Raw genomic sequence first — 24396 nt, 5'->3', positions numbered from 1 at the left:
TTCGGTATGGTTCTCGATCCGGGCCGCTCCCACGGCCGCCTTCCCGTGATATCGACGTCAGCGGACGAGTCGCTCATAGTGACCCTGCTGGGTCGTATCGCGCTGCGCCGTGACGCCGAACTGGTGGTGCTGCCGGGTACCCGGGCCCGCCTGCTGCTGGTGGCGCTGGCGCTGCGCCCGGGGCGCAGCCGGGGCGCGGCCGCGCTGATCGAAGAGGTCTGGGGCGACGACCCGCCGCGTTCGCCGACGAACGCCCTGCACACGCAGATCTCCCGGTTGCGCGGTGCATTGCCCGACGGTGTGCTGGAGGCAGGTCCGGCCGGTTATCGGCTCGCGCTGCGCCCGGAACAGGTGGATCTGACGGCGGCGCAACAGTTGGCGCAGCAGGCCGCGGCGGCACTGGCGGCCGGTGATCCGGCGAACGCGCTGGCCACCGTGGACCGGGCGCGTGCGTTGTGGAGCGGGGAACCAGGAGCGGATCTGCCGGCGAGCGGCCTGGCCGGTGAACTCGCCGCCGTGGCCGCGCTGCACGCCGCGACGTTGGACGATATCGAACTGGCGGGCAGGGAGGCGACCGGCGATCTCGACGGCGCCGTCGCCGTCGCCCGGGCGCAACTGCGGAACCGGCCCGGGGACGAGGCATCGGCCCGCACCCTGATGCGGTTGCTCGCGACCGCGGGTCGCGATAACGAGGCGCTCGACGTATTCGCCGCCCTGCGTACGAGACTGGCCACCGAACTCGGCACGGACCCGGGTGCGGCGATCACCGAAATGAACACCGCGATCCTGCGCGGCCGGTTCGTGCCACGGGCGGAACCGGTACCGGCCGAACCGGAACCTCCTACTCTGCGGGCGGTCGGAGTTCGGGCCGCGCCCAACGCGCTGCTCGGGCGCGCGGACGACCTCGCCGCGTTGACCCGGCTGCTCCAGATCTCGCGGGTCACCACTGTGCTCGGCCCGGGCGGCGCCGGAAAGACCCGGGTGGCCAACGAACTCGCCGCGCGGTACGCCGGTACCCAGCCGGTGTTGCTGGTGGAGTTGGCGTCGGTGCGGCCGGACGGTTCGAGCAGCGACGCGGCGGTGGATATCGAGACGGCGATCGCCGCGGCGGTGGGGCTCGGCGAGATCCGTCGGGAACGGGGGTTGCCGCAGGTCCTGCCTGCGACTGATGCCCGGAGCCGGTTACGGGACGCGCTCTCGGCCCGGCCGATGCTGTTGGTGCTGGACAATTGTGAACACCTGATCGAGGGCGCGGCTCTGCTGGTAGCCGATCTGGTGGGCAGCTGTCCGCAGCTGACCGTGCTCACCACCAGCCGGTCGCCGCTGGCGATCACCGCCGAAACCGTGTATCCGCTGGCGCCGTTGGCGATCGATCCCGGCGGGTCACCGGCGACCGAGCTGTTCGCCGCCCGGGCCCGGGCGGTGCGACCCTCGGTGCGGCTGGATATGGCGGTCGTGGCCCGGCTCTGCCACACCCTGGACGGGTTGCCGCTGGCCATCGAACTTGCTGCCGCCCGGGTGCGGACCATGAGCGTGGAGGACATCGAGCGCCGCCTCGATCAGCGTTTCGCGTTGTTGCGCAGCGGCGACCGCACCTCGCCGGAACGCCATCGCACCTTGCACGCGGTGATCGCCTGGAGTTGGAATCTGCTGGAAACGTCCCAGCAGATCGCCTTGCGCCGGATGTGCCGGTTCCCCGCGGGATTCACCCTGGCCGCGGCGGAGGCGGTGGCCGGGGGACCCGAGGTCGGCGATATCGCGGCGGCGGTGGACGGGCTGGTCGGGCAATCGCTGCTGACCGTGGTGGAAGACGAAGGCGACGCCGCCGATACCGCGCTGGGTGTGCGCTACCGGATGCTGGAGACGGTCCGCGAATTCGGCGACCAGCAGCTGGCCGTGGCCGGTGACGGGAACCGATCCGAGATCGAGCTGGTCGAGACCCGGATGGCCGACTGGGCGCGGGAATTCGTGGTGGCGGTCGCGCACCGGTACCTCGGCGGCGATCAGCTGGGACCCGCTCTGCTCATGGTGGCGGAGCTGGACAACCTGGTGGCCGTATTGCGGTGGGCCGAGGCGTGCGGAGACCGGGATACCGCCAACATGGTGTTCCCGGCCATCGGCATGCGCTGGGTGGCGCAGGGCGCGCATCTGGAACTCATGGGCTGGATTCCGCGGATGCTGGCGCTGCCGCCCCCCGCGGGCGCTTCCGGGGTCCAGGCGGAACTGCATATGCTCGGTCACGCATTGGCTGCCCTGCACATCGCTTTCATGAGCCAGGGCGGCCGGGAACTGGCCGTGGTGCGGATCCGGGTTCGGGCGCTGCTGCGCACGGCCACCGGAATGGGCGAGACCTTCCGCTTCCTCGGACAGCTGCTGATCTGTCCGCCCGATGCCATGCGGCTGGCCCGGTTGCTGGCGTACGGGGCTCGCTCGGCCGACCGGCAGACGCGCGTGGTGGCATTGGTGGCCAGGGCGAACGTCTGGGAGAACATGGGCCGGATCCACGGTTCCACCCGGGACGCACTGGCCTCGCAGGCTCTGCTCACCGACGCGGAGGTGTGGAACCGGGCGATGGTCGTGCAGCATCTGGCCGCGTTGGCCGGTCAGACTGCGCGGTACGGCGAATCGGTCGGTCATTACGCGGAAGCGGCCGAATTGCTGCTCCGGATCCGCGCTTACGACGAGAGTCTGGAAGTGCGCTCGTTCCTGGCGGTCTCGCTGGCGGGTATCGGCGATACCGAGCGGGCGCGGCGGGAACTCGCCGCCGCACTGGGAATTTCCAGTTCCGGTTCGGGTGGCCTCGAACTGGTCGACGACCCGAGTATCCACCGCAACCACCGATTGTCGACGATCGCCGCGGGCCTTGCCGAGATCGAGCTCGCCGAAGGAGACACCGAGGCCGGCCTGCGACATTTCCGCCGGGCGCTGGATCTGCTGGGCTGGCCGGGAGGCGAGTTCACCCCGGGACCCGGTGCGTTGCTGATGTGTTCGACGACGGTGGCCGCGCATGTGCTCGCCGGCCGCATCTCGTTGGTCGGGCCGCTGGTGGCCGAACTCGCCGAAATCGCGCACGAAAGGTTGGGGTCCGTCCCGGATCTGCCGCAGATCGGTGCGGTGGCGTGTGCGCTCGGGTCGGCGCTGCTGGCGCTGGACCAGCACGTCGAGGCGGGGATCGAGCTGCTGGCGCTGGCCCCGATGGCGTCGGCACGGCAGGACTATCCGGCCATGCGGTTGGCGCGGCATCACGAGCTGTGGCGGGAACGGCTCGGCCCGGGTGGACCGGCCACGGCGGACCGGGTCGTCCGCAGAGTGGGCAGAGTGGCCGCCGCCGCGCGGATCCTGGAGGTCATGCGTACGGTCTGCGAGGGTCCGGGCATACGAATACCGGGCCCGCTCGACCGACCTGTGGTCGATTGAGCGGACCCGGTGCGGATCGTCTCAGGCCCGGCGCGTATCTCAGGCCCGGCGCATATAGGCCCGGACGGTCAGCGGCGCGAAGACCGCGATGATCGCCGCGGCGCCCACCAGGGACCAGAGCACATGGATTCCGACGTGTCCGGTGTTCATCAGGTCGCGGCAGGCCCACACCAGATGGGAGACCGGGTTGACGTCGATGAACGCCTGCAACCAGCCCGGCATCGTCTCTTTGGGGACGAACGCCGGGGAGGCGAAGGTCAGCGGGAACATGACCAGCATCGAATAGCCCTGTACCGCGGAGGCTTTGTTGGCGATGACGCCGAAGAAAGCCCAGATCCAGCTGGTGGCGAACGAGCAGACGACGACCAGCACAACCGCGAGCAGCACCCCGGCCGCCTCCGGTCGATAGCCCATGATCAGGCCCATCACCACGGTGAGCACCGAGGCGATGCCGTAGCGGACCATATCGGCGGTGAGCGCGCCCGACAGTGCCGAGATACGGGCTATGGGCAGGGATTTGAAGCGGTCGAAGACGCCCTTCTCCATATCCTCTTTGAGCTGCACCCCGGTGACCACCGAGGTCATCACGACGGTCTGCACCAGGATGCCCGGAATGATGACCGGCAGATAGCTCTTCACGTCACCGGAGATGGCGCCGCCGAAGATGTAGGTGAACATCAGGGTGAAGATCACCGGCTGGATCACCACATCGAAGAGCTGCTCGGGATTGTGCTTGATCTTGAGCAGGCCGCGATAGGCCATGGTCATGGTGTTGTCGAAGGTTTTCCGAAGGCCGATGCGGGCGGTCGGTTCGGGTACCCGCGGCACCGCGACGGGTGCGGGTTTCGCCAGGGTTGTCGTCATGCTGCGGTCCGTTCGGTATCGGTATCGGTATCGGATTCGGCCGGGCGGCCGGTGAGCGTGAGGAAGACCTCGTCGAGGCTGGGCTTGGTCACGCTGATCTCGTCCACCGCGATATCGCATTCGCGCAGCCGGATCAGGAGATCGGTGGTGCCGTTCGGATCGGGCAGCGCGGCGGTGAGCCGGCCGACCTCCGGGGTGGTCTGTGCCTCGGTGCGCAGCACCTCGCCGATGACCCGGCGGGCCGCCTCGAGCTGGGAGCGGTCGGCCAGGGTCAGATGCAGCGAGGAACCGCCTACCGACGCTTTGAGTTCGTCGGCGGTGCCGTCGGCGATCACCCGGCCGTGGTCGATCACCGCGATCCGGTCGGCCAGCTGATCGGCCTCGTCCAGATATTGAGTGGTGAGGAGCACGGTGGCGCCGTTGCGCACCAGTTTGCGGATGGTCTCCCACATCTGTGCCCGGGTCCGTGGATCGAGGCCGGTGGTCGGCTCGTCGAGGAACAGCAGGGGCGGTGTGGCGATGAGCCCGGCAGCCAGGTCCAGTCGGCGGCGCATACCGCCGGAGAAGTTCTTCAGTGCCTTGTCCGCGGCGTCGGAGAGTTCGAACTCCTCGAGTAGTTCCGCGGTGCGGTGTCTGGCCGCGGACCGGCTCAGGCCGAGCAGGCGGGAGAAGACCATCAGATTCTCGGTGGCGGTCAGATCCTCGTCGACCGAGGCGTACTGGCCCGTGACTCCGATGAGGGATCGCACCGCGCCCGGTTCCGCGACCACATCGCGTCCGAAGACGCGGGCGCTGCCCGAATCGGGCCGGAGCAGGGTGGCCAGCATGCGGATGGTGGTGGTCTTTCCGGCCCCGTTCGGTCCGAGCACGCCGTACACCGACCCCTGCGGCACGGTCAGGCTCACCCCGTCGACGGCACGCTGGGTGCCGAAGACTTTGACCAGATCGTTCGCCTCGATGGCGAGCGTGGCCGCTGATGCGTGATTCGTCATATCGCCTACAGTCCTCTGTCCGTCTTGCACGACTCTTGCGCCGCGATTGCGTCCGCCTTTCGTCAATTTTTATTGACATCGAGCGGGAATGTCAATAAAAATTGACGTATGACAGAAGCAACCACGCTGGCCGCGGCCGCGGGCAGCCCGGACCCCGCCGTGGGTCTACGGGCGGTGCTGGCGCTGCGCAGACTCCTCGAACGGCTGGAGGCGATCCAGGTGAGCAATGCGCGAAACCAGGGCTGGTCCTGGCAGGCCATCGCCGACGCGCTCGAGGTCAGCAAACAAGCGGTCCATCAGAAGCACACGCGCAGAGACAGGGGACGATAGATGTTCGAGAGATTTGCCAGGAACGCCCGCATGGCGGTCGCCGCGGCGCACGAGCAGGCGCGCGAACTGCGGTCGCCGGAGATCCGGGTCGAGCATCTGCTGCTCGGATTGCTGGAACAGGGTGAGCCGCAGTTGCTGACCGTGTTGGAGAAGAACGGTGTCACCCGGGAGCGTGCGTTCGGCGCCCTCGCCACCGCGAGCGCGGACGAGCCGCTGGGCCCCGGCGACGCCGAGGCGCTGCGCTCGATCGGCATCGACCTGGACGCGGTACGGGAAAGCCTGGAGGCGAACTTCGGAGCCGACGCGCTGGACCGTGCGGCGCCCCCGGACGACTCCCGCGGCCCGCGCGGCCGCCGCCGCGGTGGCCGGTTCGGGCATATCCCGTTCACCGCCGATGCCAAGAAGGTGATCCAACTGTCGCTGCGCGAGGCACTGGCGCGCAAGGACCGGACCATCGAATCCGGGCATGTGCTGCTCGCCATCCTGCGGGCGCCGGGCCCGGTCGCCACCGAACTGCTCGGCGGCCCCGCGGGGCTGAACAGACTGCGTGGCGAGGTGCACACCTTCCTCGACAAGGCTGCCTGAGGCCGATTCCGGCTCGCCCGCATCCGTCTCGAACCGGCTACGCCCGGCGCTACGGAACGAATTCCACGGGCGAGCCGGAATCGGCTGTATCCGGCGTACGGCGCTCCGGTGTGCTTAGCATGGCGATATGCAGCTTGTGCTCCGGTTGATCGGTACCGCCTTCGCCATCTGGCTGGCCGCGCTTTGGGTCGGCAAAATCGAGATCATTTCCCCTCCCGATCAGGGCAACGGCGCGAAAATCGTGGTCCTGCTCGCGATAGCGGTGGTGTTCACGGTGGTGAACGCCTTCGTCAAACCGTTCGTGAAATTACTGTCGCTGCCGCTGGTCATCTTGACCCTCGGCCTGTTCCTGCTGGTGATCAACGCCTTGATGCTGTGGCTCACGGCCTGGATCACCGAGGCCACCGATTACGGTCTGCGGATCGACGGCTTCTGGGCGGCATTCCTGGGCGCCATCATCATCACGATCGTGAACTGGGCCATCGGGATTCTGGTACCGGATAACGACTGAATACCCGGCGCTGTCAGGCGCCCAGCCAGAGGGCTACCGCGGTGAGTGCCGACCAGGCCAGCATGGCGAGGCCCGTATCGCGCAGCGCGGGGATCAGTTCCAGTCCGCCCCGGTCCGCCCGGACCGGGGCGTTCGCGCGTACGGCCAGTGGTACGGCCAGCAATCCCGCCAGCGCCCAGGGGGTGCGAGCCAGTAGTACCAGCGTCATCACGAACGGGACGGCCAGCAGCACCAGGTGCAGCGTGCGAGTGCGGGTATCGCCCAGTTTCACGGCCAGTGTGGTCTTACCGGTCTCGGTATCGGTGGGGATATCGCGCAGATTGTTGGCGACCAGCACCGCGCTGGAGAACGCGCCCACCCCGATCGCCAGCGCCACCCCCACCCAGTCGATCCGCCGGGCCTGCACGAACTCCGTGCCCAGTACCGCCACCAGACCGAAGAACACGAAGACGGCGATCTCGCCGAAACCGCTGTAGCCGTAGGGTTTGCTACCGCCGGTGTAGAACCAGGCGCCGGCCAGGCACACCGCGCCGATCAGCACCAACCACCAGGCTGTCAGCACCGCCAGCACCAGACCGAGTACCGCGCCGACGGCCAGGCTCGCGATCGCCGCGCCACGCACCGCGGCGGGGGAGGCGAGTCCGGAACCGACCAGGCGCAGCGGACCGACTCGTTCGTCGTCGGTACCGCGGATCCCATCGGAATAGTCGTTGGCGTAGTTGACGCCGATGATGAGCGCCATCGAAACACCCAGCGCCAGGAGCGCTTTCCACCAGACCGCGCCGTCGACGGCCGCCGCCGCGCCGGTACCGGCCAGCACGGGGGCGATCGCGTTCGGCAGAGTTCTGGGCCGGGCGCCCTCGAGCCATTGTGCTGCGGTTGCCATTCCCGCAGCCTAACGGGCGAAGCCGGGAGCGGACCATCCGAAGACCGTGCACAGCCGAAGCCGAATACGGAGGTACGCGCGGCGGGCGCCGGACCCGGTCGGGTGTGGGTCGCGGTGACGCACCGTGCACTGCGACGTGGAAAACGTTACTTGCCTGATCGGTCCGCCGGGGGCATCCTCGACAGCGTTGGACTGATCTTCCACTCGGCGGGTAGTTCGCCCGGCGAGGCGTATCCGGAGGAGAGGAGCCACGATGGCCCAGCGCAATGAACCATCCCGGACGGTCGAACCCGGGGTCTTCGACGCGGTACCCGAAGCCGATCGCGCCGAACAGGCCGCACCCGCATATCCCGACGATGCCCCGTACACCGATATCGATCCCCGGTCGGTTCCCGACGATATGCCGGTGCCCGAGGAGCCTGCCCCGATTTCCGGTACCGGAGGCGAATGGCACGCCGATCCGGTCGATATCGCCGAACAGGCCATCCCGGTCCCGATGGGCGACGACTACGACGGCGCGGACGCGGACGAAGGGCCCTGACCCGCTGTGATCGTCGTCCGGCCCGGTCCACGGCACTCGCGGCCGCGGACCGCTCGGTCAGGAGGAGGTCGTCCCGGCGGGCAGCTGCCGGCGCAGCGCGCTGCGGTCCGGTTTGCCCGGGCCGAGCAGCGGGATCTCGTCGACGAGGGTGAGTTCGCGCGGCGCGGCGACCGCGTCGAGTTCGGCCAGCACATGATCGCGTAGTTCGTCGAGGGTGGGCGCGGTACCGGGTACGGGCACCACCGCGACCGCCACCCGCTGACCCAGCCGGTCGTCGGGCAGTCCGAGCACCACGCATTCCGATACGGCCGGATGCGTCGCGAGTACCGCTTCGACCACCTGCGGGATGACCAGGAGACCGCCGGTGCTGATCGCCTCGTCCAACCGGCCCAGGACACGCAGGACGCCGTCCCGGACGACACCCGCGTCATCGGTGCGGAACCAGCCGGGTTCGGCGAAGGCCGGATGGTCGGGCATATTGCGGTACCCCGCGGCCAGCATATCGCCGCCGAGCAGGATCCGATCGTTCTCTATCCGGACCTGTGCCCCGGTAAGCGGAGCGCCGTCGTAGACACAGCCCCCGCAGGTTTCGCTCATTCCGTAGGTGCGCACCACATTGATTCCGGCCTCCCGCGCCCGCTCGTACACGGGGAGCGGAATCGCGGCCCCGCCGATCAGCACCGCGTCCAGTTCGGCCAGTGCGGCCGCCGCGGCGGGAGCCTCCAGCACCTTGATCAACTGCGTCGGGACCAGCGAGGTGTACCGGCGTTCGCCGCGCATACTCGCGACGGCTCCGGCCAGGGCTTCGGGCAGGAATCCGCCCGAGACATCCACCACGGTCGGCTCGGTGCCCGCCAGCAGGGATCGCAACAGCACCTGGAGTCCGGCGATGTGATGGGTCGGCAGTGCGAGCAGCCAGCTGCCCGGACCGCCGAGCCGTTCGTGGGTGGCGTCGCCGCTGGCCCGCAGGGCTGCCGCGGTGAGCATGGCGCCCTTGGGGACCCCGGTCGTGCCGGATGTGGTGACCACCAGCGCGATATCGTCGGCGATCGGATCTCCCGGGGCCAGCGCGTCGCCCAGTCGACGGGCTTCGCGCCGATCGCTGGTCGGTACCGGCAGCCATGCGGCCGAACCGCTGCCGTCCAGCACCTGCCGCAGATGCGGCAGCACATCACTGACTCCGCTGCCGGTGGGAATGGGCAGAGTACGCAAGGTTTTGGTCACGGCCACGCCTTGTCTCCGGCAAACCGGAAGGCCGTGGTTCGCTCGCTCACGGCAGCGATGGTGTCATGTCCGCCCGCGAACGGACAGCAGGGGTCAGCGCTGCCGGGACAAGGCACCGGCGCCGGCTGATCGGATTGGGCTGGGCCAGGCATGGGACTGCGATTCACTCGTCGGACGGTACGAAAGCGGTCGCACCGGGCGTCGGTGATCGGGCGGCCATCCGATCGTATCGTCGCCCGGGGGACCCGGGGTTGGCAACCCGGCAGAAAACGCGGACCCGCACCGGGCTCAGCGGGTATCCCGCCGGATCGGGTGATCATCCGGTACCTCGACCAGCACGATCGGCACCCCGTCGGGATCTTTCAACCACATCTCCACCAGCCCCCACGGCTCGGTGACCGGTGCCCGGTCGATCGCCACACCGTTGAGCGTCAGTTCCACCGCCGCCGACGAGGCATCGCGCACCTGTAACCAGATCGCCCCCGCGAATCCGCGCGGACTCGATTCGGACCCGCCGTGCCCGGCCACCTCGATCAGCGACTGCCCGGCGAAGAACACGGTTCCGCCGGGGTACTCCCGGTAGACGGCCAGGCCGAGGGAGTCCCGATAGAAAGCGAGGGTGGTCGCGTAGTCCCGGGGTCGCAGGATGATGCGGCTGCTGAGGATGTCCATCGCCGGAAAGTCTAGGGGTCGGTCCGGGCTCGTGGTGGCGAGTTCGCGGGTCGCGACTCCGCGGGGGCGGCGCGCCTCAGAAGTACCAGGGATACGGCGTCCAGTCCGGCGCCCGCTTTTCCAGGAAGGAGTCGCGCCCCTCGACCGCCTCGTCCGTCATATAGGCCATCCGCGTCGCCTCTCCCGCGAACAGCTGCTGCCCGACGAGTCCGTCGTCGGCCAGGTTGAACGCGTATTTGAGCATCCGCTGGGCCTGCGGGGATTTGCCGTTGATCGCTTCGGCCCATTCCAGCGCGACGTTCTCCAGTTCCGCGTGGTCGACCACCTCGTTCACCGCGCCCATGGCGTGCATGTCCGCGGCGGTGTAGGTGCGGCCCAGGAAGAAGATCTCCCGGGCGAACTTCTGTCCGACCAGTTTGGCCAGGTAGGCGCTGCCGTAGCCGCCGTCGAAGCTGCCCACGTCGGCGTCGGTTTGTTTGAAGCGCGCGTGTTCGCGGCTGGCGAGGGTGAGGTCGCACACCACGTGCAGGCTGTGCCCGCCGCCCGCCGCCCAGCCGTTGACCAAGGCGATCACCACTTTCGGCATGAACCGGATGAGTCGCTGGACCTCGAGGATGTGCAATCGGCCCGCGCGGGCCTTGTCGACGGTATCGGCGGTATCGCCGCTCGCGTACTGGTATCCGCTGCGGCCGCGGATGCGCTGGTCGCCGCCGGAGCAGAACGCCCAGCCGCCGTCCTTGGCGCTGGGTCCGTTGCCGGTGAGCAGGACGACGCCGACGTCCGCCGTCATCCGTGCGTGGTCGAGGACGGTGAACAACTCGTCTACCGTGTGCGGCCGGAAGGCGTTGCGCACTTCGGGGCGGTCGAACGCGATGCGGACGGTGCCCTGTTCGATATGGCGGTGGTAGGTGATATCGGTCAGGTTCTCGAACCCGGCCACTTCGCGCCACAGCGTCGGATTGAACGTCATAGGGGTGATTACATCAGGCCCGGCGGAGCCGTCGGCGGGCCGTTGAGTTCACCACATCTCGGCCCAAATGTTTGGACGGCGTATAACCCGGAGCTACGGTGCATATATGAGCGAGCAGACCCAACCGACGATCGATGACAGTGCTGTCGACGAGGATCGGTACGAACGGCACGGGGGCTTTCCGAAGATAACCCCGGCCCGGGTCGGCCCGGAATTCGGGGAATTCGTCGCGGCCATGCGCACGCTCCAGGATCTCGCCGTCTCGGCGGACGCCCCCGACGAGGTCTATCGCGCCGCCCGCGATCAGGTGAACGATCTGATCGATCTGCTCGAGCCCTATCGAGCCCCGGAACAGCAGGGTCCCGCCGGCCGGGCCGTCGAACTCCCCGGGCGCGGCAGTCTGCTCCTGCTGCCCTGGCACACGGTGTCGGCCGGACCCGACGGCATCGTGATGGAAGGCGTCTTCCGCCGCTTCCATCTGGGGGGTAACTCCGCCGCGCACGGCGGGGTGCTGCCGCTGCTGTTCGACGACCTTTTCGGGATGACCGTCCACTACGCCGGGCGCCCCATCAGCCGGACCGCGTTCCTGCATGTGAACTACCGCAAGGTGACCCCGCTCGATACGCCGCTGACGGTGCGCGGCCGGGTCGAGCGGATCGAGGGTCGCAAAACCTTCATCAGCGCCGAACTCGTGGACGCGGAGGGCACGGTGCTGGCCGACAGCGAGGGACTGATGGTGCAGCTCCTGCCCTGGCAGCCGTGACAGACCCCGTGCGGACGCGTCGCGGCATCGGCGCCGGGACTGTCGCTCACGGTTCCTGAACCGGGTCGCGCGACGGCGGCGCCGGTATTCCCCGCTCAACGCGGTCCGGGCTCGAATCGTGCGGTCGCGTAACGCTTCCGTGGTTGCGGAGGCGCCTTCTCCGCCTGCTGCTTACCCATGCGGGGCGGAGAGTACTCGTCCGGGTGGTGCGTATAGTTGCGTTGCCCGTCCATACGAGTACTGATCCGGAGGATCCTTAAATTGGTTGCAGCACTGTCTGAATCACTGCTTGACGAGGCTACGCGCCCGGCCTTTCTCGCCGACGCCGTCCAGGTCCTGGACGCCGAGGTCTCTGATAAGGGTGGTGCGTCGGGTCTGGCCGTGAAGGGTGGGTACGCCGCGGTTAAGAAGATCAGCCCGTCCATCGTGCCCGACGCCCTGGATTCGCTGGCGCCCAGGCTGCTCGAGCAGCTCGAGTCGTACTGGCGTGAATTCCAGGCCGGTGGCACCGGCACCTTCGGTGAGCTGCTCAGCTCCAAGGGTGACGAGGTCGCCGAGTCCCTGCTGACCGTCACCGACGCGCGTGCCGCGGCCTCGAGCCGTCCGGCGCTGCAGAAGGTGTACAACTCGATGCGTTCCTCGGCCAAGAAGAACGTCATCGAGGCGCTGCCCCGGGTCGGCGACCTGGTGCAGAAGCACGCCGGATAGTCGACTGACCGTCACGGTGTGATTCGGCCGCGCGTGCGCGCGGCACGTGGGGGGCCTCGACGACGAGGTCCCCAACGGGGGGGAAGTACTGCTTCCGGTGGCCGGCCCGTCCAGGGCGGGGCCGCCGGACTTTTTTTCGGGGCGATCTCGACGCCTCGCGACGACTCATGGGTGTGAGCAGGCCGACGCAGACGTGACGGCCGCGGTCTGACAGGCTGGAGTCGTGAATCCGTCAACAGCGCAGGCACGGGTGGTCGTCGACGAACTCGCCCGCGGTGGGGTGCGGGAGGTCGTGCTGTGTCCCGGGTCGCGTAACGCGCCGTTGGCATTCGCCCTGCAGGCCGCCGACGCGGCCGGCCGGCTCCGGCTGCATATGCGCGTCGACGAGCGAACCGCCGGATTTCTCGCCGTCGGCCTGGCCATCGCTTCGGGCGCCCCGGTTCCTGTGGTGATGACCTCGGGTACCGCGGTGGCCAATCTCGGCCCGGCGGTACTGGAGGCGAATTACGCCCGGATCCCGCTGATCGTGCTCAGCGCCAACCGCCCGTACGAAATGCTCGGCACCGGTGCGAACCAGACGGTGGAGCAGCTCGGCCTGTTCGGCAGTCAGGTCCGCGCCACCATCAGTCTCGGACTCGCCGAGACCGAGGCCGCGGCCGACTATCCCCGGCAGAACAGTGTGTGGCGGTCTTCGGTGTGCCGGGTGCTGGCCGCCGCGCGTGGTACCCGTTCCGGGAACGCCGGACCCGTGCAGTTCGATATTCCGCTGCGCGAACCGCTGGTGCCGGACTTGCGCGAGGACGAGACCATTCCGGCCGGGCGGGGCGCCGAATCGCCCTGGACAGCAACCCAGTACGCCACCCTGGACGTTCCGCTCGATATCGATCTCACCCCCGATACCGTGGTGATCTCCGGGCACGGCGCCGGCCTGCGCGCCGAACTGGCCGCGCTGCCCACGGTCGCCGAACCCACCGCCCCCGTGCACGGTCCGGCCCTGCATCCGCTGGCGCTGCCGCTGCTGCGACCCCGGCAGGCGATCATCACCGGGCGGCCCACCCTGCACCGGCAGGTGTCGCGGGTGCTGGCCGACCCCGAGGTCACCGTGTACGCGCTGACCACCGGCCCGCGCTGGCCGGACGTCTCGGGAAACGTGGTCGGCACCGGAACCCGCGCGGTGACCAGTGGGGCGCCCAGCGCGGAGTGGCTGGCCCGCTGCCGTGACCTCGATCTGCGTGCCCGCGCCGTGGTGCGCGAGGAACTGGCCCGGCATCCCAAACCCACGGGTCTGCATGTGGCCGCCGTCGTGATGGACGCCCTGAACGACGGTGACCAGTTGCTGCTCGGCGCTTCGAACCCGGTACGCGATGCCGCGCTGGTGGCCGCACCGCGACCCGGTGTGCGGGTCCTGTCCAACCGGGGTGTCGCGGGGATCGACGGTACGGTGTCGTCCGCCGTCGGCGCGGCGCTGCATCATCGGGGCCGCACCGTCGCGCTCATCGGTGATCTCACTTTCCTGCACGACGCGTCGGGGCTGCTGATCGGACGCGGTGAACCCCGGCCCGACGAGCTGACCATCGTGGTCGCCAATGACGACGGCGGCGGGATCTTCGAACTCCTCGAACAAGGCGATCCCCAGTACGCCGGCGTTTTCGAGCGGGTGTTCGGCACGCCGCACGGAATGGATCTGTCGGCGTTGTGCGCGGCGTACCGCATTCCGCACCGGCAGGTCGGGCTGGACGAGCTGGCGACCGAGCTCGGCGGGTCCGCGCGCGGGTTCCGGGTGCTGGAAGTGGTCACCGACCGGGCCGGATTGCGGGATCTGCACGGCGCGCTCAAAGCGAACGTCGGGGCCTGACGGGAGGCGGCTGGGGCGATATTCGTCCACACACCGCGTACGGCCGGAGCGAAGGCCGAGATACGGGTAGCGGACAGCTGTTCGTCGCATCTGCGCGGTGGCCGGTGAATTCCACCGGCCGGGGTCGTCGGTACTGGTGGATCCACCCGAACCAGAGGAGCCCCGATGCACCCGGAATTCGACTTGTCGGCGGCCGCCGACGCGCTGGCCGATATCGTCACCGCGATCGGTGACGATCGACTCGACGCCGCGACCCCCGCCGGTCTGCCCGTCCGCGCGATTCTCGACCACGTCTCCGGTTTGGCCGAGGCGTTCCGCGCCGCCGCCGCCAAGGAGTCGGCGGGGGAGTCCGCCGCGCCCGAATTCGATTCCGGCGCAGTTCTCTCCGCCGACTGGCGAACCGGCATTCCCACCCGGTTGCGCGCCCTCGCCGCGGCGTGGCGGGCGCCCGCGGCCTGGGACGGTGTCACCGAGGCGGGTGGTGTGACCATGCCCGCGGCGGTTACGGCACGGGTCGCGCTCGACGAACTGGTCGTTCACGCCTGGGATCTGGCGCGCGCCACCGGGCAGGAGATGAAGGTGAGCGAATCGGACCTGGATGTCCTGCTGGAGTTCCTGAAGGACACTCCGCCGGAGGGCACGCCCGGACTCTTCGGTCCGATAGTTCCGATCGGGCCGGGTGCCCCCGCCCTGCACCGGGTTCTGGGATTCACCGGCCGCGACCCTTTCTGGATTCCGAAGGCCGGCTGAGCCGACGGCCGGATCGGGTCACGTCTGCGTCGTCTCGGCGCGCAGGAAGACCCCGGCCGCGGCCGCGCTCGCGGCGGCCTCGGCCGTGGTCCGGACGGCGTCGTCGTCGATCGGATCGCCGCTGGCCAGCAGCCGGTAGTACAGGGGTCCGGATACGGCGGTGAGCACCGCGCGCGGGTCGGTACCGGGTGGGACCTCACCCCGGGCGACGGCGTCGGCGACGCAGGGCGACCATTCGGTCAGCCGGACGTCGTAGAACCGGCGCAGCGCCGAGGCTGTCGATTCGTCGCATGTCGCGGCGGCGATGACGGCGCGGAACAGCCGCCCCTGCCGTGGATCGGTGAGGGTTTTCGCGACCAGGCGGGCATTGGCCGTCAGATCGCCGAGCAGCGAACCGGTGTCGGCGCGGGGCAGCGACTGTTCGGCCATCTCGACCAGGAGGTCGGCTATCAGGCCGGTGGGCGTCCGCCAGCGCCGGTAGACGGTGGTCTTGCCGACTTCGGCCCGGGCGGCGACTTCGGCGAGATCGAGCTGTGCGAAGCCGTGTTCGGCGAGCAGATCGCCGGCCACCTGTAGTACCGCGGTGCGCACGCGTGCGGTGCGGCCGCCGGGCCGCACGGATCCGGGAACGGACGACTCAGAGGTCATAACGGGACTCCAGTTTCATTTATCCGCGAATGGGTGTATGTTCGAGCTTGTTAACGAAACTGTAGACCCTTTAGGAGTCGAAATGGAATACCGGCGGTTGGGTGCCTCGGGTCTGGTCGTTCCCGCACTGAGTTTCGGCGCAGGCACCTTCGGTGGACGGGGGGAACTGTTCGGCGCCTGGGGTGACACCGACGTGGACCAGGCCCGCAAGCTCGTCGACATCAGCCTGGACGCGGGGGTGACGATGTTCGATACCGCCGATGTATATTCCGACGGCGCGTCGGAGGAAGTGCTCGGCGCGGCGATCCGCGGCAGGCGCGATCGGCTGCTCATCTCCACCAAAGCCGGTCTCCCCACCGGACCGGGGCACGCTGACGCGGGTTCGGGCCGATCCCGCCTCATCGGGGCGGTGGAGGCATCGCTGCGCCGGCTCGGCATCGAGCATATCGACCTCTTCCAACTGCACGCCTTCGATGCGAACACGCCGATCGAGGAAACGCTGCGAGCTCTCGACGACCTGGTCCGCGCCGGCAAGATCCGGTACCTGGGCGCCTCCAACTTCGCCGGCTGGCAGCTGATGAAATCGTTGGCCGCCGCCGACCGCCACGGCCTGACCCGGTATGTCGCCCACCAGGTCTACTACTCCCTCGTCGGCCGCGACTACGAATGGGAGCTGATGCCGCTGGGCCGGGCGGAAGGAGTCGGCGCGGTGGTCTGGAGTCCCCTCGGCTGGGGCCGGCTGACCGGAAAGATCCGGCGCGGACAGCCGTTGCCCGCGGGCAGCCGGTTGCACCAGACCGCCGAGGCCGGACCGCCGGTCGATCAGGAACATCTCTACGACGTGGTCGACGCCCTGGACGAAATCGCCGCCGAAACCGGTCGATCGGTTCCGCAGATCGCCCTGAACTGGCTGCTCTCCCGACCCACTGTCAGCACGGTCATCGTCGGAGCCCGCAACGAGGAACAGTTGCGCCACAACCTCGGGGCCGTCGGTTGGCAACTCACCGCCGACCAGGTCGCCAGGCTCGACAAGGCGAGTGCGCTCACTGCGCCCTATCCCTATTACCCGTACTACCGGCTGCCCGACTTCACCCGGGTCAACCCGCCCGCGGTCTGAGGAACGCGATCAGTAGACGTCGCGGACGTAGCGCTTCTCGGCGGTGAGCCGCTTCTTGAAGGCCAGTGCCCCGTCCTCGTCGAGTTTGCCGTGGATTCGGGCGATCCGGAGCAGGGCGTCGTCCACATCCTTGGCCATCCGCGCGGCGTCGCCGCAGACATAGAAGTGGGCGCCCTCGCGCAGCCACGCCCACAGTTCGGCGCCGTGTTCGATCATGCGGTGCTGCACATAGATCCGCTCCCGCTGGTCCCGGGAGAAGGCCAGATCCAACCGGGACAGGTGCCCGGTGCGGAACATGTCCTCGAGTTCGGCGCGGTAGTAGAAGTTCTGCGCCGCGTGCTGGTCGCCGAAGAACAGCCAGTTGCCGCCGGTGGCGCCCAGCGCGCGGCGTTCGTGCAGGAATCCGCGAAACGGGGCGATCCCGGTGCCCGGCCCGACCATGATCATGGGCACGCTCGGATCCACCGGCGGCCGGAAATGGGGTGCGCGCTGCAGGAAGATCGGTACGTCGCCGGATCCGGCGCGATCGGCCAGGAAGGTCGAGCAGACGCCGCCGCGCCGGGCCGCCGACCCCGCGGCCGCGGGGTCGCCGTAACGCACGATACCGACCGTCAGCTCCACCTGATTCGGGCTGACCAGCGGACTCGACGATATCGAATACTGGCGCGGCTGGAGCTTCTTCAGTACGTCCAGCCATTCCACCAGGTCGGCGCGCACCGGGAAATCACGCAGTACATCCGCCAGTTGGCGGTCCCACAGATATCCGGCCAGTTCGTTGCGGTTGTCGCGGCGCAGCAGTTTGGCCAGCCGATTGTCCGGATTGTGCGCGGCGACGAACTCCAGCAGATCCCGGGAGATCTTGGTGATGTCGTAGTGAGTACTCAGCGCCCGGACCAAGGTCGTCTCGGCGCCGTCCACCTCGACGGTGCGGCGGCCGTCCAGGCCGGTCGCCGCCAGCCATTCCCCGACCAGGGACGGACCGTTCGACGGCCGGATACCGAGCGAATCGCCCACTTCGTAGTGGGCGTCCGAGCCGGCCAGATCGAAGCTGATCCGCCGGACCTCCTTCGCGGCGTCTGGCGCGGTGAGGACCTCGTTGTGCAGCAGGGGCGCGGAAACCGGTGCGGCGCGGGTGAACGCGGCGGGCGCCGGGCGACCGGTCTGTCGTGGCGCGGGGGCGCTCCGTTCCAGAACGCGGGTCACGGTGGCGGTGGCGGGGGTCGCGTCGGATTCGCGGGGACCTCGGCCGCCCGCGCCGCCGACCGGACCGCTGTCGCCGGAAACGCCGGAACGGGAATCGCTCCCGTCGCCGCCGGAGAGTGCGGCGATCACCGAATCCAGCCAGACCGCCCCCGGCTCTTCGAAATCGGGCTCGCAGTCCTGGCGCGGCAGCAGCCGGGTGGCGCCGCGGTCGGCGAACACCGTGTCCAGTTTGCGGCCGTGCCCGCAGAAGTCGTCATACGAGGAATCGCCGAGCGCGAAGACCGCGTAGCGCATTCCGGTGAGCCGGACCGTGCTCTCGTCGAGCCTTGTCCAGAAATCGGTCCCGTTGTCCGGTGGACCGCCGTCGCCGAAAGTGCTGCTGACCACCAGGACGTCACCGGCCAGCGTCGCGAGTTCGCTGGAATCCATATCGAGCAGCCGCGGCCGGAAACCGGATTCGGTGAGCCGGTGGGCCACGGCGGCGGCGAATTCCTCGGCATTGCCGGTCTGCGAGGCCCACAGCACCGTCACGATCCGCTCCGCAGACTTCGAGGTCGCAGCACCGGCCGCGGGGTCCGGGTCGCGTGAGTACATCCCGGCCAACATCCCGTCCACCCACAGCCGACTCTGCTCCGACAGCGGCGCGGACACGGGCAGGACCGGCTGCCCGGACACCGGCAGCGACTGCAGGGCGGCGAGATATCCACCGAGATAGATCCGTTCGGTCTCACTGAGAGTCGGCGTGGCCGCCGTGTCCAGGCCGAGGACCGTGGCCAGCGGATGGGTGCCGGTTTCGGCGAGTTCCGAGGTGCTGCCCGGAGTTTCCGGCGTCCGCGCCCGCGTCATCGCCGCGACCCGGCGCAACGCCACCGCGCACGCCTTGAATTCCGGTTGCAGGGAATCGGGGTCGACCGCGTCGTTGGTCACGGCGTTGATGGTGAGGTACTCGCCCTGCTCGTCGTTCCAGTGGAAGGGCGCGAAACAGTCTCCCGGCCGCACCCGGTCACTGATCCGCACCGGCAGCACGGCGCGACCGCGTCGCGAGGCGATCTCGAGTTCGTCGCCGGGGGCCAGGCCGAGAGCGCGGGCGTCGTCGGGATGGATCTCCACGAAGGGTTCGCCGTTGAGCTTGTCGAGTTTGTCGATCCGGCCGGTCTTGGTCATCGAATGCCACTGGTGCTGCAGTCGGCCGGTATCGAGCAGGAACGGATAGTCGTCGTCGGGCATCTCCGCCGGCAGCATGTGCGGGCGCGGCCAGAAAACCGCCCGGCGACTCGGGGTGGGGAAGGCCAGCCGGGGACTGCGCCCGGCGTCGTCGGTGAACCGCGGCTGACTCACACCGTCGTTCACATAGCGGATCGGGTTGCGCCGCCGCGCGGGGTCGGGGCACGGCCACTGCATCGGCCCCTCGCGCAGCTGTTCGTAGCTCATCCCGCTCAGGTCGTAACCGGTGGCCGGATTCGCGAAACGGCGCAGTTCGTCGAATACCTCGGCGCTGGAGCCGAAGTCGAAACCGGGGAACCCCATGGCGGTCGCCACCTGCGCGATGAGCTGCCAGTCCGGCCGGGCCTCGCCCGCCGGTTCGATCGAGCCGCGCAGCAGGGTCACGGTGCGTTCGGAGTTCACCATCGCCGCGTCGGACTCCGCCCACAGGGCGGCCGGGAGCAGGATATCGGCGTAGGTGTTGGTGGCTGTTTCGGTGTAGGCGTCCTGTGCGATCACCAGGTCGGCGGCTTCCAGGCCGGCGATCACCGTTTTCCGGTTGGCGACGGTGGCCACCGGGTTGGTGCAGATGATCCACGCGGCCTTGATGGCGCCCGCCGACAGTTCCCGGAACATCTCGATGGTGCCGGGCCCCGATTCGGTGCGCAGGGTGCCCGGCGGCAGCTCCCACGCGGTTTCCACGAACGTGCGATCGGCGGGGGACAGGACGCTTCGCTGGCCGGGCAGACCGGGACCCATGTACCCCATCTCCCGTCCGCCCATCGCGTTCGGCTGGCCCGTCAGCGAGAACGGTCCGCTGCCCGGACGGCAGATGGCGCCCGTCGCGAGGTGCAGATTGCACAGCGCATTGGTGTTCCAGGTGCCGTGGGTGGATTGGTTCAGCCCCATCGTCCACAGGCTCATCCACTCGCCGGCGGCCCCGATCCAGCGGGCGGCCGTGCGGATATCCGCTTCGGCCAGACCGGTCAGCACGGCCACTCGGTCCGGGGTGTAGTCGGCCAGGAATTCCGGCATCGCCGCCCAGCCCTCGGTGTGCTCGGCGATGAACTCGCTGTCGATGTCACCGGCCTCGACCAGTAGATGCAGCAGTCCGTTGAGCAGGGCCAGATCGGTGCCGGGCGCTATCTGCAGGAACAAGTCGGCGCGGGCGGCGGTATCGGTGCGGCGCGGATCCACCACGATCAGCTTGGCGCCCGCCTTCAGCCGGTCGGCCATGCGCAGGAAGAGGATGGGATGGCAGTCGGCCATATTCGCGCCGATGACGAAGAACAGGTCGGCGTGCTCGAAATCGTCGTAGGAACCCGGTGGGCCGTCCGCACCCAGCGACTGTTTGTACCCGGTGCCCGCGCTTGCCATGCACAGCCTGGAATTGGCTTCCATGTGCACGGTCCGCAAGTAGCCCTTGGCGAGTTTGGTCGCCAGGTACTGCGCTTCCAGCGACATCTGGCCGGACACGTACAACGCGATCGCGTCGGGACCGTGTTCGTCCAAGATCCCGCGCAACCGGGTGGCGGCCTCGCGTACCGCCTCGTCGACCCCGACCGGCTGCGGCTCGACCCCGCGTTCGGGCCGGTGGTAGGCGGTGGTCATCCGGCCGGGCGACTGCATCAACTCCAGGTGGGTGGCGCCCTTGGTGCACAGCCGACCGGAATTGGCCGGGTGCAGTCTGTCCCCGCTGACCTTGGCGATCACCGGGGCGCCGGTGGCATCCGGGGTGGTCGTGACCTCGATTCCGCAGCCGACGCCGCAATACGAGCACGCCGTCCTGGTCGTGCCCGGCTGCCGGTCTCCGCATACGTCGGACATGTCTCCGATCGTCCCCGCGACCGGTTTCCTCGGGTTTGCCCGATGTTATCGCCGGATCACATTCCACTTCACCGGCGCGGATCACCGCGGTGAGGTTGTCGAAACGAGGTGATCGGAACGGGGGTCAGCTGCCGAGTTTGTAGCCGCGGTGCAGGGCGACGACGCCGCCGGTCAGGTTCCGCCATTTCACCCCGGACCAGCCGGCCTCGGCGACCCGACGCCCGAGCTGCCGCTGATTCGGCCAGGCCCGGATGGATTCGGCCAGGTACACGTAGGCGTCGGGATTGCTGCTCACCGCCCGGGCGACCTTCGGGAGTGCCTTCATCAGGTACTCCATGTACAGCGTTGTGAAACCGGGCACGATCGGGGTGGAGAACTCGCAGATCACCAACCGTCCGCCCGGCTTGGTCACCCGCAGCATCTCGCGCAGCGCGAGATCGGTGTCGGCGACATTGCGCAGGCCGAACGAGATCGTCACCGCGTCGAAGGAGTTGTCGGCGAACGGCAATGCCATGGCGTCCCCGGCGACCATCGGCACCTTCCGGAACCGGCCCGCGGCCAACATGCCCTGGGAGAAATCTGCGGCCACACACCAAGCGCCCGACCGGCCCAGCTCCACCGTGGACACCCCGGTTCCGGCGGCCAGATCGAGCACCCGCTCGCCGGGTCGCGGGCCGATGGCCTTGCGGGTCGTCCAGCGCCAGTAGCGGTCCTGTCCGGCCGAGATCACGGTGTTGGTCAGGTCGTATCGTCGCGCCACCCCGTCGAACATCGACGCGACCTCGTGCGGTTGTTTGTCCAGCGAGGCGCGGACCGATTGTGTTTTCACCACAGCCCGACCCTAACGGGCGCGGCTGGGCGGAGCCCATCCACAGCCCGCGCGCGGCCACCGCGTCGAGGGCGGCACGCAGACCCGCCGCGGCCGGTCACGCCGAGCGCGGCAACCGGTATTCGGAGCCGATCACCTCGGCGTAATGGCCCAGGAGCTGGTTGCAGAGGGCGGGCCAGGTGCGGTGCAGTACCGATTTCCGGGCCGCCGCGGCGAACCGGGCGCGCAGCTGCGGGTCACGCAGCGGGGCGAGCGTGCCGGGCAGCAGTTCGGTGAAATCGGGGACCGGCAGCAGATAGCCGTTGCGGCAGTGCGCGATCAGGTCGCGGGGACCGCCGGCGTCGGGTCCGATCACCGGCACCCCGGAGGCCAGTGCTTCCTGGACGCCCTGACAGAACGTCTCGTGCTCACCCGGATGCACCATCACATCCAAGCTCGCGTAGGCCTGCGCGAGTTGGTCGCCGCCGAGTTCGCCGGTGAAGATCGCGTCCGGCAGCAGGGCGGCGAGGCGGCGGCGTTCCGGCCCGTCGCCGACGACCACCAGTCGAATCGACGGGTCATCGGCCAGCACCGCGAGCCGCTCCACGTGTTTCTCCGGTGCCAGGCGGCCGACGAACCCGACCAGCAGTCGATCGGTTCCGCCGAGCCACTGCTCGCGTAATGCCGGCTGCCGCGCGGCCGGGGTGAACCGGACCGTATCGACCCCGCGGCCCCACCGGTGCACGCGCGGGATACCGTGCCGGGCCAGATCCTCGACCGCCGCGCTCGACGGCGCCAGGGTGCGGACCGCCCGCTCGTGGATCCGCCGCGTCCAACCCCACGCGGCGCGGGTCGCCAGACCCAGCCCGTAACTCTTGGCGAATCCGGCCACATCGGTCTGATACACGGCCACCGCGGGCAGGTCGAGCCGCAGGGCCGCGGCCAGCCCGCCCGCGCCCAGCAGGAAAGGGGAGGCCAGATGCACCACGTCGGCATCGAAATCGTCCAGGACGCCGACCATGCCCGGCTGCGGCAGCCCCACCGGCAGCGAACTGATCTTGGGCACCATCACCGCCGGTACCCGGTGCACCGGGAATCTGCCGTGCTGCCGGGGTGCGGGCGGCTGCCCGCGCAGGGAATCGGGCGCGAGGACGAGAGCTTCGTGTCCGTGCTGATCCAGATGGTCCAGCACCCGGAGCACCGAGTTCACGACGCCGTTCATATTCGGGAGAAAGGACTCCGCCACGATGGCTACGCGCACCCGCTCAGTGTGCGGGTCAGGAGTCTCCCGGGACGCGTCGGCGATATGACGCCGGATCGAAGATCGGGCGAACACTCATCGAACCGGATACCGCGCGCATCAGCAGCCACAAGGTGGGCAGCGCGAGCGCCCAGGTGACGGCCAGCACCGATAGCGCGGGCAGGATCGCTACCCGCACATCACGCCCGGCGACCCGGACCAGATCGGGGTCGGCCCGGCTGTACTCGACGTTGATCCGTTCACCCACGGTCAGGTTGGTCGGATACAGGACCCCGACCTTCGGATTATGGGTCACACCGTCGGGTGTCACGTACATCACGGCCGAGCGCAGGCGTCCGGCGGAGAGCACCTCACCGGTGGTCTCGCCCTTATCCGATTCGATCAGGTAGTCATTGCGCCAAGCCGCCAGGAACAGCAGCACCACCAGGACGCTCACCGAGACGGCGGCGACCACGACCCCCACGCATACCCGGCGCAGGCGTTCCGCGCGCGCGGACGGCGCCGCCACCGGCCCGCCCGCCGGTGCCGTGTCCGTGCCCGGTTCCGGCGGCGCGGCGAGCGGTTCGGCTACTGCTGCCTGGTCGGGCACGCCACCTCCTGCGGGTTCGGTTTCGGCCGGGACGGGCTCGCCGTCCCGCGCGCCGTCACGCAAGAGATCGTCCGCGTGACCGGTACCGCGCTGTCGGCGGCGGCTGGTTTCCGGCACCGCAACAGGCTAGCCGGGTCGGCTAATGTGGGCGCCCATGGCCCGAAAATTCGGCTTCACGCTGTCCTATCCGATCCCGGTGGCCGATCTGCACGCCGCGCTCACCGGAGAAGAACTATGGCGCGACCGGTTCGCCGGCGCCCCGACAGCCACCCTCGACCTGACCCATCCCGACGGCCCGGACACCATCCGGGTCGCCATGAGCGAGACGATCCGGCAGGACAAGATCCCCGCCCTCGTGCGCAAAGTGCTCAAGAGCGAGCTGGTCGTCACGCGCGTGGACAACTGGCAGCCCCTCACCGGCACCACCGCCGCGGGCACCTTCGAGGGCACCTCGTCGGCGATCTCCTCGCAGATGACCGGCACCTATGAGCTGCGCCCCACCGCCGACGGTTCGGAAGTGGTGATCGCCGGTTCGGTCAAGGTGAAGGTTCCGCTGGTCGGCGGCGCGATCGAACCCCTCGCCGAGCAATTGCAGCGGCGGGTCGCCGAGGGCGAGCGCAAGTTCATCGTCAATTGGTTCCAGGAACGGGCGAACGCCTGACGTGTCCACCG

The 24396-nt window shown here is 69.1% G+C and carries 22 protein-coding genes; 11 read left to right on the top strand and 11 right to left on the bottom strand.

Annotated elements, in window-relative coordinates:
* The first annotated feature begins 6 nt into the window (after positions 1–6).
* A complete protein-coding gene (locus tag OG804_RS20195) occupies positions 7–3417 on the top strand; it encodes a BTAD domain-containing putative transcriptional regulator (protein ID WP_328388767.1) in 3411 nt (1136 codons plus the stop codon).
* A gap of 39 nt (positions 3418–3456) precedes the next feature.
* Here OG804_RS20195 and OG804_RS20190 read toward each other — a convergent pair whose 3' ends face one another.
* Entirely contained in the window at positions 3457–4281 is an 825-nt protein-coding gene (locus tag OG804_RS20190) for an ABC transporter permease (protein WP_328388765.1), read from the bottom strand.
* Positions 4278–5273, bottom strand: coding sequence for an ATP-binding cassette domain-containing protein (locus OG804_RS20185; RefSeq protein ID WP_328388763.1), 996 nt, complete (start codon positions 5271–5273; stop codon positions 4278–4280). Before OG804_RS20185 ends, OG804_RS20190 begins: the two co-directional genes overlap by 4 nt.
* A gap of 108 nt (positions 5274–5381) precedes the next feature.
* Between OG804_RS20185 and OG804_RS20180 the strand changes: the two genes are divergently transcribed.
* From OG804_RS20180 to OG804_RS20170, 3 genes are all read left to right on the top strand, one after another.
* Positions 5382–5603 carry a helix-turn-helix domain-containing protein gene (locus tag OG804_RS20180; RefSeq protein WP_328388761.1) on the top strand — a complete coding sequence of 74 codons (222 nt, stop codon included), beginning with the start codon at positions 5382–5384 and terminating at the stop codon, positions 5601–5603.
* 30 nt (positions 5604–5633) lie between these two features.
* Entirely contained in the window at positions 5634–6188 is a 555-nt protein-coding gene (locus OG804_RS20175) for a Clp protease N-terminal domain-containing protein (RefSeq protein WP_328388759.1), read from the top strand.
* Positions 6189–6315: 127 nt separating this feature from the next.
* Positions 6316–6699, top strand: a complete 384-nt coding sequence (locus OG804_RS20170; RefSeq protein WP_328388757.1) for a phage holin family protein — start codon at positions 6316–6318, stop codon at positions 6697–6699.
* A gap of 13 nt (positions 6700–6712) precedes the next feature.
* Here OG804_RS20170 and OG804_RS20165 read toward each other — a convergent pair whose 3' ends face one another.
* Positions 6713–7585, bottom strand: coding sequence for a 1,4-dihydroxy-2-naphthoate polyprenyltransferase (locus tag OG804_RS20165; RefSeq protein ID WP_328388755.1), 873 nt, complete (start codon positions 7583–7585; stop codon positions 6713–6715).
* Between the two features lie 253 nt (positions 7586–7838).
* Here OG804_RS20165 and OG804_RS20160 point away from each other — a divergent pair, with 253 nt between their 5' ends.
* A complete protein-coding gene (locus OG804_RS20160; protein WP_328388753.1) occupies positions 7839–8126 on the top strand; it encodes a hypothetical protein in 288 nt (95 codons plus the stop codon).
* Between the two features lie 57 nt (positions 8127–8183).
* Here the strand turns inward: OG804_RS20160 and menE are convergent, their stop codons facing one another.
* The 3 genes from menE to OG804_RS20145 form a co-directional block, all read right to left on the bottom strand.
* Positions 8184–9350, bottom strand: coding sequence for an o-succinylbenzoate--CoA ligase (gene menE / locus OG804_RS20155; RefSeq protein ID WP_328388751.1), 1167 nt, complete (start codon positions 9348–9350; stop codon positions 8184–8186).
* Between the two features lie 288 nt (positions 9351–9638).
* On the bottom strand, positions 9639–10022 hold the full coding sequence (locus tag OG804_RS20150) for a VOC family protein (RefSeq protein ID WP_328388749.1): 384 nt from the start codon (positions 10020–10022) through the stop codon (positions 9639–9641).
* A 76-nt stretch (positions 10023–10098) separates the two neighbouring features.
* Complete coding sequence (locus OG804_RS20145; protein ID WP_328388747.1) at positions 10099–10992, bottom strand: 1,4-dihydroxy-2-naphthoyl-CoA synthase; 894 nt, start codon at positions 10990–10992, stop codon at positions 10099–10101.
* A gap of 106 nt (positions 10993–11098) precedes the next feature.
* On the opposite strand from OG804_RS20145, the gene OG804_RS20140 reads away from it, so the two are divergent.
* From OG804_RS20140 to OG804_RS20125, 4 genes are all read left to right on the top strand, one after another.
* Positions 11099–11755, top strand: a complete 657-nt coding sequence (locus tag OG804_RS20140; RefSeq protein WP_328388745.1) for a PaaI family thioesterase — start codon at positions 11099–11101, stop codon at positions 11753–11755.
* A 261-nt stretch (positions 11756–12016) separates the two neighbouring features.
* Positions 12017–12463 carry a DUF6918 family protein gene (locus OG804_RS20135; protein ID WP_328388743.1) on the top strand — a complete coding sequence of 149 codons (447 nt, stop codon included), beginning with the start codon at positions 12017–12019 and terminating at the stop codon, positions 12461–12463.
* A gap of 223 nt (positions 12464–12686) precedes the next feature.
* Positions 12687–14318 (top strand): 2-succinyl-5-enolpyruvyl-6-hydroxy-3-cyclohexene-1-carboxylic-acid synthase, encoded by a 1632-nt coding sequence (gene menD, locus OG804_RS20130; protein WP_328388741.1) that lies wholly within the window; start codon positions 12687–12689, stop codon positions 14316–14318.
* Between the two features lie 165 nt (positions 14319–14483).
* Entirely contained in the window at positions 14484–15068 is a 585-nt protein-coding gene (locus OG804_RS20125) for a TIGR03086 family metal-binding protein (protein ID WP_328388739.1), read from the top strand.
* 18 nt (positions 15069–15086) lie between these two features.
* Here OG804_RS20125 and OG804_RS20120 read toward each other — a convergent pair whose 3' ends face one another.
* Complete coding sequence (locus OG804_RS20120; protein ID WP_328388737.1) at positions 15087–15716, bottom strand: TetR/AcrR family transcriptional regulator; 630 nt, start codon at positions 15714–15716, stop codon at positions 15087–15089.
* 82 nt (positions 15717–15798) lie between these two features.
* Here OG804_RS20120 and OG804_RS20115 point away from each other — a divergent pair, with 82 nt between their 5' ends.
* Entirely contained in the window at positions 15799–16833 is a 1035-nt protein-coding gene (locus OG804_RS20115; RefSeq protein ID WP_328388735.1) for an aldo/keto reductase, read from the top strand.
* A gap of 9 nt (positions 16834–16842) precedes the next feature.
* Here the strand turns inward: OG804_RS20115 and OG804_RS20110 are convergent, their stop codons facing one another.
* From OG804_RS20110 to OG804_RS20095, 4 genes are all read right to left on the bottom strand, one after another.
* Complete coding sequence (locus OG804_RS20110; RefSeq protein WP_328388733.1) at positions 16843–21066, bottom strand: bifunctional nitrate reductase/sulfite reductase flavoprotein subunit alpha; 4224 nt, start codon at positions 21064–21066, stop codon at positions 16843–16845.
* Positions 21067–21190: 124 nt separating this feature from the next.
* A complete protein-coding gene (locus tag OG804_RS20105; RefSeq protein WP_442941583.1) occupies positions 21191–21898 on the bottom strand; it encodes a demethylmenaquinone methyltransferase in 708 nt (235 codons plus the stop codon).
* Positions 21899–21992: 94 nt separating this feature from the next.
* A complete protein-coding gene (locus OG804_RS20100) occupies positions 21993–23135 on the bottom strand; it encodes a glycosyltransferase family 4 protein (protein ID WP_328388731.1) in 1143 nt (380 codons plus the stop codon).
* A gap of 16 nt (positions 23136–23151) precedes the next feature.
* Positions 23152–23643, bottom strand: a complete 492-nt coding sequence (locus OG804_RS20095; RefSeq protein ID WP_328398549.1) for a DUF3592 domain-containing protein — start codon at positions 23641–23643, stop codon at positions 23152–23154.
* 235 nt (positions 23644–23878) lie between these two features.
* Between OG804_RS20095 and OG804_RS20090 the strand changes: the two genes are divergently transcribed.
* Positions 23879–24385, top strand: coding sequence for a DUF2505 domain-containing protein (locus tag OG804_RS20090; RefSeq protein WP_328388729.1), 507 nt, complete (start codon positions 23879–23881; stop codon positions 24383–24385).
* The last annotated feature ends 11 nt before the right edge of the window (positions 24386–24396 follow it).

This window comes from Nocardia sp. NBC_00416 (assembly GCF_036032445.1).
Taxonomy (GTDB): Bacteria; Actinomycetota; Actinomycetes; order Mycobacteriales; family Mycobacteriaceae; genus Nocardia.
This window is presented reverse-complemented; position numbering and strand designations above follow the sequence as displayed.

Excerpts from the sequence above, each read along its gene's own strand:
- OG804_RS20195 (WP_328388767.1), top strand. The coding sequence starts at position 7 with ATGGTTCTCGATCCGGGCCGCTCCCACGGCCGCCTTCCCGTGATATCG.
- OG804_RS20190 (WP_328388765.1), bottom strand. The coding sequence starts at position 4,281 with ATGACGACAACCCTGGCGAAACCCGCACCCGTCGCGGTGCCGCGGGTA.
- OG804_RS20185 (WP_328388763.1), bottom strand. The coding sequence starts at position 5,273 with ATGACGAATCACGCATCAGCGGCCACGCTCGCCATCGAGGCGAACGAT.
- OG804_RS20180 (WP_328388761.1), top strand. The coding sequence starts at position 5,382 with ATGACAGAAGCAACCACGCTGGCCGCGGCCGCGGGCAGCCCGGACCCC.
- OG804_RS20175 (WP_328388759.1), top strand. The coding sequence starts at position 5,634 with ATGGCGGTCGCCGCGGCGCACGAGCAGGCGCGCGAACTGCGGTCGCCG.
- OG804_RS20170 (WP_328388757.1), top strand. The coding sequence starts at position 6,316 with ATGCAGCTTGTGCTCCGGTTGATCGGTACCGCCTTCGCCATCTGGCTG.
- OG804_RS20165 (WP_328388755.1), bottom strand. The coding sequence starts at position 7,585 with ATGGCAACCGCAGCACAATGGCTCGAGGGCGCCCGGCCCAGAACTCTG.
- OG804_RS20160 (WP_328388753.1), top strand. The coding sequence starts at position 7,839 with ATGGCCCAGCGCAATGAACCATCCCGGACGGTCGAACCCGGGGTCTTC.
- OG804_RS20150 (WP_328388749.1), bottom strand. The coding sequence starts at position 10,022 with ATGGACATCCTCAGCAGCCGCATCATCCTGCGACCCCGGGACTACGCG.
- OG804_RS20145 (WP_328388747.1), bottom strand. The coding sequence starts at position 10,992 with ATGACGTTCAATCCGACGCTGTGGCGCGAAGTGGCCGGGTTCGAGAAC.
- OG804_RS20140 (WP_328388745.1), top strand. The coding sequence starts at position 11,099 with ATGAGCGAGCAGACCCAACCGACGATCGATGACAGTGCTGTCGACGAG.
- OG804_RS20125 (WP_328388739.1), top strand. The coding sequence starts at position 14,484 with ATGCACCCGGAATTCGACTTGTCGGCGGCCGCCGACGCGCTGGCCGAT.
- OG804_RS20120 (WP_328388737.1), bottom strand. The coding sequence starts at position 15,716 with ATGACCTCTGAGTCGTCCGTTCCCGGATCCGTGCGGCCCGGCGGCCGC.
- OG804_RS20115 (WP_328388735.1), top strand. The coding sequence starts at position 15,799 with ATGGAATACCGGCGGTTGGGTGCCTCGGGTCTGGTCGTTCCCGCACTG.
- OG804_RS20110 (WP_328388733.1), bottom strand. The coding sequence starts at position 21,066 with ATGTCCGACGTATGCGGAGACCGGCAGCCGGGCACGACCAGGACGGCG.
- OG804_RS20090 (WP_328388729.1), top strand. The coding sequence starts at position 23,879 with ATGGCCCGAAAATTCGGCTTCACGCTGTCCTATCCGATCCCGGTGGCC.